13 protein-coding genes are annotated in these 14900 nt (G+C 74.2%); 11 read left to right on the forward strand and 2 right to left on the reverse strand.

The window, feature by feature from the left end; translation table 11 throughout:
* Positions 1 to 65: 65 nt before the first annotated feature.
* Positions 66 to 1310 (reverse strand): DUF1444 domain-containing protein, encoded by a 1245-nt coding sequence (locus ABD191_RS24605; RefSeq protein ID WP_344086755.1) that lies wholly within the window; start codon positions 1308 to 1310, stop codon positions 66 to 68.
* Positions 1311 to 1433: 123 nt separating this feature from the next.
* On the opposite strand from ABD191_RS24605, the gene ABD191_RS24610 reads away from it, so the two are divergent.
* From ABD191_RS24610 to ABD191_RS24655, 10 genes are all read left to right on the forward strand, one after another.
* Entirely contained in the window at positions 1434 to 2963 is a 1530-nt protein-coding gene (locus ABD191_RS24610) for a S53 family peptidase (protein ID WP_344086758.1), read from the forward strand.
* A 39-nt stretch (positions 2964 to 3002) separates the two neighbouring features.
* Positions 3003 to 4319 (forward strand): SMP-30/gluconolactonase/LRE family protein, encoded by a 1317-nt coding sequence (locus ABD191_RS24615; protein WP_344086761.1) that lies wholly within the window; start codon positions 3003 to 3005, stop codon positions 4317 to 4319.
* Positions 4312 to 5592, forward strand: coding sequence for a hypothetical protein (locus ABD191_RS24620; protein ID WP_344086765.1), 1281 nt, complete (start codon positions 4312 to 4314; stop codon positions 5590 to 5592). Before ABD191_RS24615 ends, ABD191_RS24620 begins: the two co-directional genes overlap by 8 nt.
* Positions 5585 to 5845 (forward strand): hypothetical protein, encoded by a 261-nt coding sequence (locus tag ABD191_RS24625; RefSeq protein WP_344086768.1) that lies wholly within the window; start codon positions 5585 to 5587, stop codon positions 5843 to 5845. Before ABD191_RS24620 ends, ABD191_RS24625 begins: the two co-directional genes overlap by 8 nt.
* Positions 5846 to 6019: 174 nt before the next feature.
* Positions 6020 to 6169 carry a hypothetical protein gene (locus ABD191_RS24630; protein ID WP_344086771.1) on the forward strand — a complete coding sequence of 50 codons (150 nt, stop codon included), beginning with the start codon at positions 6020 to 6022 and terminating at the stop codon, positions 6167 to 6169.
* A 200-nt stretch (positions 6170 to 6369) separates the two neighbouring features.
* Positions 6370 to 8337 (forward strand): hypothetical protein, encoded by a 1968-nt coding sequence (locus ABD191_RS24635; RefSeq protein WP_344086774.1) that lies wholly within the window; start codon positions 6370 to 6372, stop codon positions 8335 to 8337.
* 174 nt (positions 8338 to 8511) lie between these two features.
* Positions 8512 to 9675: a hypothetical protein gene (locus ABD191_RS24640; RefSeq protein ID WP_344086777.1), complete on the forward strand. Its 1164-nt coding sequence runs from the start codon at positions 8512 to 8514 to the stop codon at positions 9673 to 9675.
* On the forward strand, positions 9665 to 12184 hold the full coding sequence (locus ABD191_RS24645; protein WP_344086780.1) for a sensor histidine kinase: 2520 nt from the start codon (positions 9665 to 9667) through the stop codon (positions 12182 to 12184). Before ABD191_RS24640 ends, ABD191_RS24645 begins: the two co-directional genes overlap by 11 nt.
* Positions 12181 to 12615 carry a roadblock/LC7 domain-containing protein gene (locus ABD191_RS24650; protein ID WP_344086783.1) on the forward strand — a complete coding sequence of 145 codons (435 nt, stop codon included), beginning with the start codon at positions 12181 to 12183 and terminating at the stop codon, positions 12613 to 12615. Before ABD191_RS24645 ends, ABD191_RS24650 begins: the two co-directional genes overlap by 4 nt.
* Positions 12615 to 13178: a GTP-binding protein gene (locus ABD191_RS24655; protein WP_344086786.1), complete on the forward strand. Its 564-nt coding sequence runs from the start codon at positions 12615 to 12617 to the stop codon at positions 13176 to 13178. The genes ABD191_RS24650 and ABD191_RS24655 overlap by 1 nt, the downstream gene beginning before the upstream one ends.
* 3 nt (positions 13179 to 13181) lie before the next feature.
* Here the strand turns inward: ABD191_RS24655 and ABD191_RS24660 are convergent, their stop codons facing one another.
* Positions 13182 to 13787, reverse strand: a complete 606-nt coding sequence (locus ABD191_RS24660; RefSeq protein ID WP_344086789.1) for a CGNR zinc finger domain-containing protein — start codon at positions 13785 to 13787, stop codon at positions 13182 to 13184.
* Positions 13788 to 13859: 72 nt separating this feature from the next.
* Here ABD191_RS24660 and ABD191_RS24665 point away from each other — a divergent pair.
* Positions 13860 to 14900 (forward strand): hypothetical protein (locus tag ABD191_RS24665; RefSeq protein WP_344086790.1); only part of this gene is annotated, 1041 nt, incomplete at its 3' end.

Raw genomic sequence — 14900 nt, forward strand, 5'->3', positions numbered from 1 at the left:
GTCCCCAGGTGACACCCGTGTATCAGCATCGCAAGTGGAGCGCCCGGCCGCCAGAGCGGTTCACCCTATGCGGGTCCTCGATCTCCGTGCTTGGGCACGTAGGCGGGCTTGCTGTCGAGCGCGATCGGCCGCAGCCGCTCCCACGTCTCGGCCGTGGGTCGGCTGCGCACGACGTACCGCGGCGGCTTCAGGCCATCGATCGGTACGAGGTCGAGCGCCTCGGTCGCGACCCGCCACGGGACGATGACGACCTCGTCCTCCTCGGGGCTGCGCACCATGAGGTACTCCGCGGTGGGCAGGAGTTCGCGCGGGCTGCCCGCCCAGGAGGTGACCGTGCGTACGCCCTGATCCTGGGTGTGCACGACGTTGACCGCGCCCAGCACCACGTCCGAGCCGATGAGGTCCGGGCGCGTCTCCAGCAGCCGCCCCTGGGTGGCGTACTCCGTGGCGGACAGCAGGGCCGCGGCGGCGCGCACCCGCGGGCTGACCGGGTGCCCGACCGGCGCCGAGTACGGCAGGATCGCGCCGTTGTCGTCGAGCGTGTAGCCCTGCGGCGACAGCGGCCAGTTCGCCTCGGCGTACTCCGCGCCGGCCACCTCGTAGACGCGGGCCAGACTGTCGGGATTGTCCGGGCTCAGGATGATGGTCGAGCGGTCCGGCAGGAACGCGACCGGCCGGCCGCTCACCCAGCCGGCGAGCGCTGCCAGCCGGCCCGGCAGCAGCAGGCGGGTGGCGAAGTACGGGTCGTCGTGGTCGACGAAGCGCAGCGGGCGGCGGCCGCTCGGGGCGAGCGCCATGTGCACCGGAGTGGCCGCGCCCAGGTTGGCCCAGGCCTGCGCGAACACGTCGGCCTCGCCGACCCCCCAGGAGGCGACCTGCTCCCGGGTGACATACAGCGGCCCGGAGGCCAGCTCGATCACCACGTACTGGGCCAGGTGGGGCAGGGCGGGCCGGGTGAGCATGGCGGCGCCGGCCGGCGCGGTGAGCGCGAAGGAGGCCGACTGCACGATCGGGCGCAGCTGCGCTCGCGCCTCGTCCCAGCTCTGCGGCGGCGCGGGGGCGTTGACCATGCTGACCACGAGCTGCAGAATGCGACGCTGGCGCGCGGGGCCGCTCGTGTCGCCGAAGTCGCCGAACGGGCGCTCCAGGTCCAACCAGGCGGGGCGCTCGCCGGCCACCCGCTGGTACGCGATGGCGTACCGGGCGGGGTCATACCAGACCTGGGCCAGCCCGGACTCCTGCGCAGCCGCGAGGACGTGCTTGGCGAAGCGCTCGCGGGCGTGATCCGCGACGCGCTCATCCAGGCTCATGCAGTAGCACCGTACCTAATCGACCGGCCTCGGTGCATCCTCGCAGGCCGGCCGCTCGATCAACTGTGCCTGTTGTCCCCTGTTCGCCGTAAATAGGGTGTGATCGGCCGTAATCTGGGACGCATGGCGGTGGAAGGCCCCACGTCCGGTCCGGCCCCGCGCGCCACGTTGCCCGGTAGCAGGCGCGCGCCGCTGCCCGGCGCCCGAAGGCTGCGGGCCACCGATCCGGCCGCCCCGGTCGACGTGACAGTCGTGCTGCGCCGCGCGCCCGCCGATCCGCGCCCGGGGGTGGGCGCCGACCCGGCCGACATCGCGGCCGTCGAGGCCTTCGCGGCCGCGCAGGGCCTGGAAGTGACCTCGGTCAACCCGGCCGCCCGGTCGGTCGACCTGCGCGGGCCGGCCAGCGCGATGCGGGAGGCGTTCGGCGTCGAGCTCGCGGACTACGAGTACGGCGGCGCGACGTTCCGCGGCCGGGTCGGCGTGGTCGCGGTGCCGGCCCATCTCGTGGACGTCGTGGTGGCCGTCCTCGGCCTCGACGAGCGCCCCCAGGCGTCGCCGCAGGTACGCGTCGTCGGGCCGGTCGGGGAGGGCTTCGCGGTCGCGCACGCGCCCGGGCGCGGCTACCGCCCCACGGAGCTGGCCCGGTGGTACGGCTTCCCGACCGACGTGACCGGTGCCGGGCAGACGGTCGCCATCATCCAGCTCGGCGGCGGCTACCGGCAGGAGGACCTCGACGCGTACTTCGCGGCGCTGGGCCTGTCCGTACCGAAGGTCATCCCGGTCGGGGTGGACGGCGCCACCAACGCCCCCGGCGTCGACGCGGACGCCGAGGTGGTCCTCGACATGCAGGTGATCGGCGCGATGGCCAACGGCGTCACGATCGTCGTGTACTTCGCGCCCAACTCGACCCGCGGCTTCTACAACGGGCTGGCCGCCGCCATCCACGACCGGGTGCGCGACCCGTGGATCGTGTCGATCAGCTGGGGCGCGCCGGAGCCGAAGTGGACCGCTCAGGCGCTCGACGCGTACGACGCGCTCTTCGCCGACGCGGTCGCCCTCGGCGTGAGCGTCTTCGCGGCCTGCGGCGACCACGGGGCGACCGACGGGGTGGCCGGCGGCGGCCTGCATGTCGACTTCCCGTCGTCGAGCCCGTCGGTGGTGTCCTGCGGCGGCACCCGCCTCGGCGAGGAGCCCGGCACGGAGACGGTGTGGAACGCCCTGGAGACCGGCGGCGGCGCCACCGGCGGCGGGGTGAGCGCCCACTTCGCGCTCCCGGACTACCAGCACGACCACGGCGTGCCCGCCCGGCCCGACGGTACGGCCGGCCGGGGCGTGCCCGACATCGCGGCCGCCGCCGACCCCGCGACCGGGTACGTGATCCGGCTCAACGGCACCGATGTCGTCGCGGGCGGCACGAGCGCCGTGTCGCCGCTGTGGAGCGCGCTCACGGCCCTGACCAACGAGCGCGCGGGCGTGCGCACGGGCTCGCCGCACAAGCGCCTGTACGCGACGCCGACCGCGCTGCGCGACGTCACCACGGGCCACAACGGCGGGTTCACGGCCGGCCCGGGCTGGGACGGCTGCACCGGCTTGGGCGTACCGGCCGGGGAGCCGACCGTGACCGCCCTGAGCGCCGCGGAGCCGACCACATAGCGGGCGGCGCCGCGCGGTCCCATCGGGGACACTGGCGCCGTGACGCGGGAAATGATCATCGACCTGGGCGAGTGGGGCGACTCGCGGCCTCCGCCCGTGGCGCTGCCGGCCGGGAGCCCCGCCGTGCGCCGCCGGCGTGCGCGGTGGTTGGCACCCGCGGTCGCGTTGCTCACCCTGGTCGCGCTCGCCGGTTCGGCGCCCCCGGTCGAGCGGCTGCGGGAGCGCTGGGGCCTGCCGTCGGTGTGGATCTTCGACCAGACGGCCGACACCCTCGTGGCGTACGACTACGCCACCCGCGCCGTGACGGCCTACCGGCTGGCGGACGGGGCGCCCCGGTGGCACCGTGACGGTCTGGACAACCCCTGGATCCTGGTGGTCGACGACCGGGTGGGGATCGCGAGCGACGTGCCGTCCGGTTGGCCGCGCGTCGAATGGGTCGATGCGGCGACCGGCCGCGGCGGGGTAACCATCAACGACAGCGTCATCGGCGAGTTCCCGGACGGCTGGTTCCTGACCCTCCGCGGCGACATGAGCGGAACTGAATTCTTCCGGGTATCACCGGACACCGGTGAACGGCACGCGCTGCTGCGGCTGACGACGGACGTGGTGTGGGACACCGACCCGGCCGCTCGCCGCATCGCGTGGTGGGACACCAAGGGCGTCCTGCGGGTCCGCGACCTGACCACGGGCGTCGAGTCGCGGCGCGACACCGACCTGCGACCGACACTGCCGGCGCCCGGCGGTTACCTCCGCGGCGGCATCAGCTACCACGGCGGGGACTGGCTGCTGACCGAGCAGGTCGAGGGCCGCATCCGCGTGGGCTCGTTCGAGGGCACCGCGCTCATTCCCCGCTGGACGGTCGGCATGCCGGCGCAGTACACGATGGAGTCCGGCGAGCCGTTCTTCAGCTACGCGTACGGCTGCGGGCCGGAGGTGTGCGTGTCGCCGGCGGTCGGCCGGACGGTCTTCCTCGACCCGGCCGACGGGCGCACGCGCCGCGAACTGCCGTACGAGCTGAGCGCGATTGGCTCGACCGCCTGGCAGCTGGTGAACACCGCCGCGGCCGCCGAGGAGCCGCACTCCACCGTCATCAACGTGCTGACCGGGCGGATGCCGTACCCGTCGTGGGAGTACCTCGGCGAGACGCGCGTCGGGTCGGGCCGGCACCTGATGCGGCTCGACCTCGGCAACCGCACCGGCCTGGGCGTCTTCGACGAGGCGACCGGCGAGCTGACCTGGCTCGCCGCGATCCCGGGCCCGCTGAACACCTGCCGGCTCCGGCCGCCCTACCTGACCTGTCAGATCGCCTCGGCAACGACCTCGGTACGGGTGTGGGAGGTGCGTACCGGTGGTTGAGACCGTCATCGACCTCGGCGAGCGAACGGTCACGGCGCCCGACAGCCCCGCGCTGCGGCGCCGGGGAGCGCGCCGGCTCGGCGTCGTCGTGGCGCTGGCCGGACTGCTCGCCCTCGGCGCCTCCGCGCCGCCGGCCGCCCCGGCCCGGCTCGTGTGGAGCCTGCCCGCCGTCTCGCAGTTCGACATGTCCGCCGAGGTCCTCGTCGTGCACGACGCCGACACACGGGTGCTCGCCGCGTACCGGGTCGCGGACGGTACGCGGCTGTGGCACCGGGAGGACATCGTCAACCCCAGCTTCTTCGTCGTCGGCGACCGGCTGGGGCTCGCGCTGAACGCCGCGGAGCCGATCCTGACCCACACCTGGCTCGACCTCGCCACGGGCCGGGCCGGCGCCAGCTTCGCGGACAACATCGTCGCGGTGGCGCCGGACGGCTGGTTCATCACCTCCGTCGAGGACGAGAGCGGCTCCCGTCTCGCCCGCGTCTCGCCGGACACCGGCGAGCGGCAACCCCTGTTCAGCCTGCCGGCCGGCGTGCGGTGGACCACCGACCCCGCGGCCCGGCGCCTCGCCTGGTGGGGAACGGACGGCGTGTTGCGGACGCGGGACCTCGCCACGGGCGCCGAGAACCGCCGCGACCTGGGCGTGCGACCGGACCCGAATGCCGGCGTCGGGTACGCCCCGGGCGCCTGGCTGGTGACGCGGCAGACCGACGCGGAGGTTCAGCTGATGTCGTTCGGGGACGTGGACCTGGCGCCCCGATGGTCGCGGACCCTGCCGGGCGGGCAGCCCAAGGTCGCCGGCGACTCGGACTACGCGCACGCGTGGGGCTGCGGGCCGGTCGTGTGCCTGGTCAGTTCCGCCCGCGGCACGGAGGTGCTCGACGCGGCCGACGGGCACGTCGTGCGCGCGGTCGGCGAGCACCTGATGTCGGCGGACCCGTCGCCCTGGCAGCTCGTGAACAGGGGCGTCGACGGCGACCGACCGCTCGCGACGATCATGAACATGGCTACCGGCGAGGTGCCGCACCCGTCCTGGCGGCCGCGCGGCCGGGTCATCAGCGCAGCCTCGGCGTACCTGCTGGGTCTCGACCTCGGTGGCACGACGCTGCTGAGCGCCTTCGACGAGACGACCGGAGAACTGCGCCGGGTCGCCGCCGTCCCGGTCGACAGTTACTGCCGACTCGCGGCGCCGTTTCTGGTCTGCCACGATTCGACCGGGACCGGTGCGGTACGCGTCTGGCGTACGCGCTACGGGGAGGCCGGCGGTGCCTGACGCGGTGATCGACCTGGGGGAGCGGGCCGCCGCGCCGGTCGCGCAGCCCGGCCCCCGGCTGCCGTGGCGACGCGTGCTCAGGCTCGCCGCCCTCGCGCTGTCGGTCGCGTCCGTCGACGACCCGGCCGATCCTCGTGGCGTGGCCCCGCCCGGGTACGCCGAATGCTCGCTCGTCACGGCGTACGTCGCCTGCCGGAGCCAGGGGTCGGACGGCGGGGCGCGGGTGTGGCGTCTACCGGGATGGGCGTACTGACCCCTCATCAAGGGACCTCACACGCGTAACCGGGCAAACGGTTTTGCAGCAGGCTTGACCGGACGATGTGGCCTGGGTCACGATACCCGGGCAGTATTCGTGTCCATAAATGTCTACTTGGCGTATGGGCCGGTCCGAGCTTCGGTCGAGCCGCCCGCCGCGGAGGGAACGACTGTGGGACGCCACCTCATGATCTCGCCCGCCCTGCGCGTACGGCGCGCCCTCGTGTGCCAGGTGCTCACCCGGCGGGGCGCCGTCGCGCTCGTCGCGGTGGCCACCGTCATCGTGGCCGGGGTACTGTTGCCCACCGGCGTCGAGGCGTGAGGCCCACGACCGGGCGCGCGCGGGTGGAAGTTCCGCCGCGCCATGGGTGGCCTGGGCCGGCCCGCCTGGGCGCGTGGGCGCGGCGGGTTTTGTGACCAGGCCGATGTAGCCCATCATCAACCTGCAAATTGAGGGATCGACCGGCAGTCCCGGGTCGAGCGCCTCCGACCGTGCCCGCACCACAGACGTAGGACGCAACCGTGCTTGGTGATCCACCCGCCCGGCGCCTGCCGGCGCTGCGCCCGGCCGTGATGACGCTCGCGCCTGAGCCGACCGACGAGCCGGAGCCGACCGACGCGCCCGAGCCGACCGACGCGCCCGAGCCGACCGACGTGCCCGAGCCGACCGACGTGCCCGAGCCGGCCGACGACGCGACCGCCACGCCCGCCGCGGCGGAGCCGATGGACGCGGACACCGCGGCGCAGCCGACGGACGTGGACACCGCGGCGCGGCCGTCGCGGCTGAGCGCCGCGCTGCGCGTGCTGCGCCACGAGTGGACCATCGCCGCCGTGCTCAGCGTCCTGGCCGCCATCGTGCTGACCTGGCCGTCGTTGAAGGACCCGGCGCACACCATCCCCGCGGACCTGGGCGACCCGGCGCTGCAGGCGTGGCAGGTCGCCTGGGCGGGGCACGCCCTGCTCACCGACCCGGTCAACCTGTGGCACGGCAACGGGTTCTATCCGGAGTCGTTCAGCTACGCGTACTCGGACACCCTCCTCGGGTACGCGCCGTTCGGCTTCTTCGGCAGCGGGCCGGAGGCCACCCTCATCCGGTACAACCTGCTCTTCGTCCTCGCCCACGCGCTGGCCGCCTTCGGCGCCTACGTGCTCGCCCGCCAGCTCGGCGCCGGGCGCACCGGCTCGGCCGTGGCGGGCCTGGTGTTCGGCTTCGCGCCGTGGCGGCTCACCCAGGCCGGCCACCTCCACGTGCTCTCCACCGGCGGCATCGCGCTGGCGCTGGCCATGCTGGCCCGCGGGCACGGCTGGTCGCTGCGCGACGGCTACCGGCCCGACCGCGTCAAACCCGGCTGGGCCGTCGCCGGCTGGCTGGTGGCCGCCTGGCAGATCACCCTGGGCTTCGGCATCGGCGTGCCGTTCGGGTACGTGCTGGCGATCGTCGGCCTGTCCGCCCTGGTCGGCTATCTGCTCACCTGGTGGCTGCGCGGGTCCCGGCCGGTGTTCCCGCGCCGGCTGCTGCTGGCCAACGTGGGCGGGGCGCTCGCCTTCCTCGGCACGGTCGCCTTCATGGCCTGGCCGTACCTGCAGGTGGTCAAGCTGCACCCCGGTGGCCGGCGGTCCGTCGCCGAGCTCGCGCAGTTCGCGCCGCCGTTGCGCGGGCTGTTCACCGCGCCCGGCGAGAACTGGATGTGGGGTCAGCGGCACGAGGCGGCGCGCGCCCTGCTGTCGTGGACCCCGGAGCAGGCCCTGCTGCCCGGGTTCGCGGTCATCGTGCTGGCGGTGCTGGGCGTGTTCGTCTCCCGCTGGCGAATCCATCAGCGGGTGCTGCTCGCGCTCGGCGTCCTGGCCACGGCCGCCCTGGCGCTCGGACCGAACTTCGGCGACGACGGCGACCCGGGGTACGTGACGCTCTACAACCTGCTGCCGGGCTTCGACGCCATCCGTACGCCGGGCCGGCTGATCGTGTGGACCACGCTGCTGCTCGCCATCATGGCGGCCGGCGCGATCACCGCCATCAGCACGTACGCGAAGAAGTTGCGCGACGAACGGGTCACCCGGTTGATCCAGGCGGGCCTCGCGATCGTCCTGGTCTTCGTGTACGCGGAGAGCCTCAACACGCTCGGCCACCCGCGAATGTGGGACGAGCCGGTGGCGATGCGGGGGCTGGAGGGTCCCGCGATGATCCTGCCGTCGGACGGCATCCTGGAGGCCGACATTCTCCTGTGGAGCACGGACGGCTTCCCGCGCATCGTCAACGGCCTCAGCGGTCTCACGCCCGCGAGCCAGGACCAGGCGCGCTCGGCCACGTTGTCGTTCCCGGATAAGGCCAGCGTCGACTACCTGCGCGGCATCGGCGTACGCACGGTGGTCTTCCTGCGGGAGTTCGGCCGTGACGGCAAGTGGGCGCAGGTGCCGGACAGGCCGATCGACGGCCTGGGCATCACCCGCGAAGAGGTGGGCGACGCGGTCGTCTTCCACCTTTCCCCGTAACCTCCGGCGGGCCACGGCAAAAGTGCATTGACTATGGTCGCTGGGCAACACGGCCGACGTGGTGACCGGTACATTCCAGCAAGTTGCGTTTCGTTAAACAGGATCGGCCGAAAGGCCATTGTGTACGAGCCGACCGCCCGGCCAACGTAGCAGAGTGCGACTGGAGGTGACCGGATGGTGAAGTCGACGGCCACGTGGCGCGTCGCGCGCGCGGCTGTCATCGCGGCGTGCGCCATCGCCATCACGGCATCCTTCGTCGTCGTGCTGCGCCAGTCGCGGGCGGCCACGGCCGCGGGCACGGAGGTCGTCCGCGCCGAGCGCTACGGCGTCGTCTACCTGCACCCGCTCACGACCTTCATCGGCGAGCTCGTGGAGGCGCAGTCCGCGGCCGTACGCGGTGAGAAGGTCGACGTCGACAAGGTCCGCAAGGCGCTCGACAGCGTGAGCCGCGCGGACGCCGGCGTGGGCTCGGTCCTCGGCACCCGGCAGCGGTTCATCGACCTGGTCGACAAGGTCGACGGCGTGCTGGAGAGCAACCTGACCGGCCGTCCCGCCTATGACGCGTACAGCGACGTCATGCTGCTGCTCACCGACCTGGCGCGCCGGGTCGCCGACAGCTCCAACCTCATCCACGACCCGGACCTCGACTCGTACTACCTGATGAAGGCCGCCCTGGAGCAGCTACCGACCGCGATCATCAACGCGGGGCGGGCGGCCGACCTGGTGTACCTGAGCGGCCGTGGCGGCCGCCTCTCCGGCGAGGCCGAGGTCCAGGTCGCGGTGGCCCGGTTCGGCGTGGCCCAGGCGGCCGAGCAGATCAGCGCCGGCCTGAACACCAGCGTCGACGCCACGGAGCGCGGCGAGCTGGGCGCCAACATCACGCCGCGGCTGGACGCCTTCCGCGCCGCCGCCAACGCTTTCGCACCGTCCACCATGCTCGCCGAGTTCGCCCAGGACGTCGACGGCGCGGTGCTCGCAGCCGCCGCGCATGAGGTCTTCGTCTCGGCCCTGCCACTCGCCCACAAGCTCCTGACCGAGCTGGACGAGGTGCTCGCCCTGCGCGAGGCCAGCCTGGCGAGCCAGGGCCGCTCCACCACCTGGTCGGTCGTGCTCGCGGTCGTGTCCGTCTTCGTCCTCGCCTGGATGCTGCTGCTGGGGCGGCGCCGCACCGGGGTTCGCGACACCGTCGTCGCGCGCCAGCGCACCCGCGCGAGCCTGGACTCGACCGATGGCCTGGCACTGGGTTCGGTCGGCGACCTGCGGCGGCTCCTCGACGACGACCTGATCGAGACCGGCCCGCGGGGCAGGGGGCGCCGGGGGCGGGGCGATGCTCAGTAGGCTCGGCATCCGTCAGAAGCTGGGTCTCCTGGTGGCGATCCCGCTACTGGCCGTCGTGGCCACCGCGACGCCGTACGTGCTCGGCCGGGTGGACTCCGCACGCTCGGCGCGCGTCACCGCGGACCTCGCCGACGCGGCCCGCGAGGTGGGCACGCTGGTGCAGAGCCTGCAACAGGAGCGGCTGCTCGCGGTCGGCCTGCTGACGACCTCGGCGCTGGACCGCCGCGCCTTCGTCGCCCGCGCCGCGACCAGCTCCGACGAGACCGCGCGCCTGGCGGCCGCGGCCGGCACCCGGCAGATCATGCGGTCAGCCGCCGGCGCGATCGCGACGCTGCCCGGCGTACGCCAGCAGATCCTGGAGCGCAGCGTCGGGCCCGACGCCGTCTACGCGACCTACCGCGCGGCGATCCAGGGCCTGCTCGGCGCGATGCACCTGTCCAACCCGCCCGGCGCGGACGCCGTCGGCTCACGCCAGCTGGAGGCCCTGGAGTCGCTCGCGTTCGCCACCGAGGAGGCCAGCAGCGTCAGCGCCGTGCTGGTGATCCTCGCCGGCAACCGGTCGGCCGACCGCGGCCTGCTCGCCGACGCCCAGGCCGCCCGCAGCCAGTACACGGGGCGGTTCCGCCAGATCGCGTCCGAGCACCTCGTCGCCCTGCTCGACACGGTGGAGAGCGGCCGGGCCGCCGCGCGCGTCGGCGAGTTCGCCGCCGACCTGGCCGCCGCCCCGCAGGCGGGACCGCGCCGCATCTCCGTGGGCGGCGCGCTCACGGCCGCGATGACCTACAGCGACCTGCGCCGGGTGGCGCAGGACCGGGTGGCCCGTGAGGTGGCCGTCGCCGCCGAGTCCCGGGCCGCCGCGGCCGCATCCACCGCGACGATCGTGGTCACGGTCAATATCGTGCTGTTCATCGTGGTCGTGGTGCTCGGCGTCCTCGTCAGCCGGTCGATCTCGCGGCCGCTGCGTCGGTTGACCCGCACCGCGACCGTGGTGGCGAACCTGGCGCGCGCCGAACTCGTCCGCGTCGCGGACTCCGACGAGGCCGACGAGGACCCGCCCGCGCTGGCCGCCGTGGACATCGACTCGGCCGGCGAGATCGGCGAGCTGGCGGACGCCCTCAACCGGGTGCAGGTGACCGCGGCCATGCTGCTGGAGCGCCAGGTCGTCGTCCGGCGCAACACCGCGGTCATGTTCGCCAACATCGCCCGGCGGACGCAGAACCTGGTCGGCCGGCAGCTGGCCCTCATCGAGGACCTGGAGCGGCACGCGCCCAACCGGGACCTGCTCGCCCGGCTGCACCGCCTCGACCACGTGGCGAGCCGCCTGCGCCGCAGCGCCGACAGCCTGCTCGTCGTGTCGGGCACGATCGACGCCGCCGTGTCGACCTCACCCACCCTGCTCGCCGACGTCATCCACGCCGCCCTGGACGAGATCGAGGGCTACCGGGCCGTGGAGGTCGGGCAGGTCGCCGACGTCGCGGTCTCGGTCGGCCTCGCGGGCGACCTGCGCCTGCTGCTGGCCGAGCTGCTGGAGAACGCCACGAACTTCTCTCCGCCCGGGGTGCACGTGCGCATCCGTGCGGAGATGACGGACGAGTGCCGGATCTCGATCGTCGACCACGGCCTCGGCATGACGAACGTCAAGCTGGCCGAGGAGAACCAGCGCCTGCTGGAGCGCGAGCGCCTCGACCTCGCCCCGACCCGCATGCTGGGCCTCGTGGTGGTCGGCCGGCTGGCCCGCCGGCACGGCCTGACCGTCCGGCTCGATCCGACGCCCGGGTCGGGCGTGACCGCGACCGTGTCCGTGCCGGTGCGGTTGCTCGCCAGCACCGCGTCCGCGGCCCGCGTGCCCGCCCGGCGCCGGTCCACCACCCAGTTCGTGCCGGCCGTGCTGCTGCCCGAGCCGGTGTCGATCGAGCCGGGCGGCTCGTTCGCCTGGTTCTCCGCGTCCGGCACGCCCGCGATCGAGGCGGGCCGGGGCAACGGGAAAGCGGCGACGACCGTGACGGAGATCCCGGCCCGCGCGTCGTTGCCGGCGGCGCCGCCCCAGGCGGCCCTGCCGGAGTTGCCGACGCGCACCCCGGCCGTCGGCCGGTCGGCCATCAGCGACGCGGCCGGGCCGCCCGAGCCCCCGGAAGCGGAGGCCGCCGGGGCGGAGAGCCGCGCCGGTCTCAACCGCCGGGTCCCCGGCAGCCATCTGCACACGACCGTCCGCGTGCCCGAGCGCCGGGTGTCCCAGGGACGCACGAGCACCCCCCGCCCCGTCAGGGTGGCGCCCGCCCCGGAGCCCGGCCGGCCGCCGCTCGTGTGGCCGCCGATCCCGGACCAGCACGTCCCGGTGCCGGACGACAGCGCGCCGCCGGCTGTCGAGGTGCCCGCCCCGCCCCCCTGGCGCGACCCCGAGGCGGAGCGCGCCGCCCTCAACGACTTCCTCGACGGCCTGGCCCGCGGCGAAGCCGCGGCGTCCACGCCGGCCGACCCGTCCACGCTCCTTCCGGAGAGGCATACATGACAGCGCATACCGAGCCGCTCAGCAGCGAGGCCCAGCAGTTCAACTGGCTGCTCAGCCAGTTCGCCGTCAACACGTCGGAGGTCATCGACGCGATCGCGGTGTCCAGCGACGGCCTGCTCATCGCCATGTCGCACACGTTGGACCGGTCGAACGCCGACCGACTGGCCGCGATCACCTCGGCGATCATCAGTCTCGCCCACGGCGCGGCCCGCGTGTACGACATGGGCTCGCCGAACAAGGTCATCATCGATCTGGATGGCGGTTACCTGCTGGTCAGCGCCATCAGCTCCGGCGCGACCCTGGGCGTGCTCGCCTCGCGGGCGGCGAACCTCGGCAACCTCGCCTACGAGATGGCCGTCTTCGCCAACCGGGCCGGCGAGTTCCTGTCGCCCGTACTCATCGAGGAACTGAAGAACTCGGTGGGCATGTGATGGCCGCCCGGCGCCGGCCGCCGACGCCGGTGAAGCTTGTGGTGGCGGGCGGCTTCGGCGTGGGCAAGACGACGGCGGTGGGCGCCATCTCCGAGATTCCCGTGCTCACCACCGAGATGGCGATGACCGAGGTCGCGGCCGAGATCGACCGCACCGGCCACGTGCCGGACAAGGTCACCACGACGGTCGCCCTCGACTTCGGCCGGCTCACCCTCGATGACGACATCGTGCTCTACGTCTTCGGTACGCCCGGGCAGGACCGGTTCGGTTTCATGTGGCACGAGCTGACCGAGGGCGCGCTCGGCGCGCTCGTCATCGTGGACACCCGCCGCCTGGACGAGTGCTATCCGGCCGTCGACTACTTCGAGCGGGCGGAGATGCCGTTCGTCATCGCCGTGAACCTCTTCGACGGCCGGCTCGCCCACAGCCTCGACGACGTGCGGTGGGCGCTCGCGGTCAGCGACGATACGCCGATCATCACCATGGACGCGCGCGAGCGCGACTCCGTGCGCGACGCCCTCATCGCGGTGGCCCAGCGGGCCCTGGTGGCCGCCGCCGGCTGACGTTCAGTGGGCGCTGCGTCGCCGGGCGGCGTGGGCGCGGACCTTGTGCCGGTTGCCGCACCACGCCATGGAACACCACCGGCGCCGGCCGCGCGGGTCGGCGAACAGCCAGCCGCAGCCCGAGCCGGGGCATGCCCGCACGGTGGCGGCGGCCTCAGAGGTCAGTAGCCGCGCGGCGTGCCACGCCACGACGAGCAGCGGCAGCTCCACATCGGACGCGCCGGTCAGTTGCCAGCTCGCGGGGCGCCCGGGCGCGAGGTGGGCCACGGCCGCGGCGCGGCGGGCCTCCGCGTCGAGCACCCGCCATGCCGCGTCCTGCTCACCCTTCTCCACGAGTACGCCGTAGAGCGCCTCGCGCAGCGCGAGCGCCCGGCGGCGCACCGCGTCGGCGGCGGCCGGGTGGCGCGCGCCCGCCCGGCGGGCCGCGTCGACCCGCTCGGGCGTGAGCAGCCCGGCGTGACCGGCCCACACGCACAGGTGCGCGTGGGTGTGCAGGTATTCCTTCGGCCCGACGGCGCCCCACCCGGCGCGGGTGTTGCAGAAGTCGAGCGCCGGATCGCCGCCCACGCACAGCGGCACCGCGAGGCCGTCGATATCGATGGATGCCACGTCAGCGCCTGTTCCGATCCGTTCCCCACTGCTAACCTGTCAATCTCATATTAGCGGTTAGGAAGGCGGACCGTGCGTACTGTCGCGTTCCTCGCCTGGTCGCGGCTGCGCCACCGGCCCGCGCGCTGGCTCCTCGTCGCCGCCGGCGTCGCGCTCGCCACCACCCTGCCCGTGCTGTCGGCCAGCAGCGCCCGCCTCGTCGCCGCGGCCGCCCCCGCGCACAGCCTCGCCGAGCTGCCCGCGGGCGACCGCAGCGTCATCGTCACGTACTCCGGGGTGAGCGTCCCCGACGCGGACCTGGCGGCGATCGACGGCGAGGTCCGCACGCGGCTGGCCGGGTTGAGCGCCGCCGCGCCGCGCGCCCAGCTGCTCTACCGCCGCCTCGCCGACCCCAGCGGCGCCCCGTACGCCCTGGGCGCCACGGACGACCTGGGCTCCGCCGTGCGGCTCACCGCCGGGCGCGCCCCCCGCAGCTGCGCCCCACAGCGCTGCGAGGTCGTCGTGATCGGCGCCGGCGAGCCGAAGCTGGACCCCGCGCTCGGCGTCGTGATCGTGGGCCGCGCCGAACGGGTCGACTCGTTGCTGCTCACCGGCACCTTCGAGCCCGGGCGCGACGCGCCGCTGCTGCTGGCCGACGGGGTCGCCGCCGCGTCGCGGCTCGCGGCGCTCGCCGACTTCCCGCGCGCGTACGGCTGGGTGGCCCCGGTCGACCTGAACCTGGTGACCCGCCTCGGCGTGCCCGGCTACCTGGCGCGCAGCGCCACGGTCGGGACGGAGCTGTCGGCCGTCCGCAGTGGACTGAGCGTCACCGCCCCGGACGTCACGCTCCGGGCGGCCGGCGATCGGGCCGAGCGCTCCGCGCGCCGCTTCTCGCTGCTGGGCGGCGCCGCGACCGCGCTGCTGCTCGGGTTCGCCGCCATCGGCGCGATCGGCACCCGGCGCGACCACGCGGCCGTGCAGGCCCTCCTGCGCCGGCGGGGCGCGGGACGGGTGTCGCTCGCGGCGCTGACGGCCGTCGAGTCCGCCGTGCCGGTGCTCGCCGGCACCGCCGCGGGCCTGGCGCTCGGCGCGATCCTGGCGGCCGCCCGCGCGGCGCGGGCCTGGATGGACGAG

The organism is Luedemannella helvata (assembly GCF_039528415.1).
GTDB classification, from domain to species: domain Bacteria; phylum Actinomycetota; class Actinomycetes; order Mycobacteriales; family Micromonosporaceae; genus Luedemannella; species Luedemannella helvata.

Excerpts from the sequence above, each read along its gene's own strand:
- ABD191_RS24605 (WP_344086755.1), bottom strand. The coding sequence starts at position 1,310 with ATGAGCCTGGATGAGCGCGTCGCGGATCACGCCCGCGAGCGCTTCGCC.
- ABD191_RS24610 (WP_344086758.1), top strand. The coding sequence starts at position 1,434 with ATGGCGGTGGAAGGCCCCACGTCCGGTCCGGCCCCGCGCGCCACGTTG.
- ABD191_RS24640 (WP_344086777.1), top strand. The coding sequence starts at position 8,512 with ATGGTGAAGTCGACGGCCACGTGGCGCGTCGCGCGCGCGGCTGTCATC.
- ABD191_RS24645 (WP_344086780.1), top strand. The coding sequence starts at position 9,665 with ATGCTCAGTAGGCTCGGCATCCGTCAGAAGCTGGGTCTCCTGGTGGCG.
- ABD191_RS24650 (WP_344086783.1), top strand. The coding sequence starts at position 12,181 with ATGACAGCGCATACCGAGCCGCTCAGCAGCGAGGCCCAGCAGTTCAAC.
- ABD191_RS24655 (WP_344086786.1), top strand. The coding sequence starts at position 12,615 with ATGGCCGCCCGGCGCCGGCCGCCGACGCCGGTGAAGCTTGTGGTGGCG.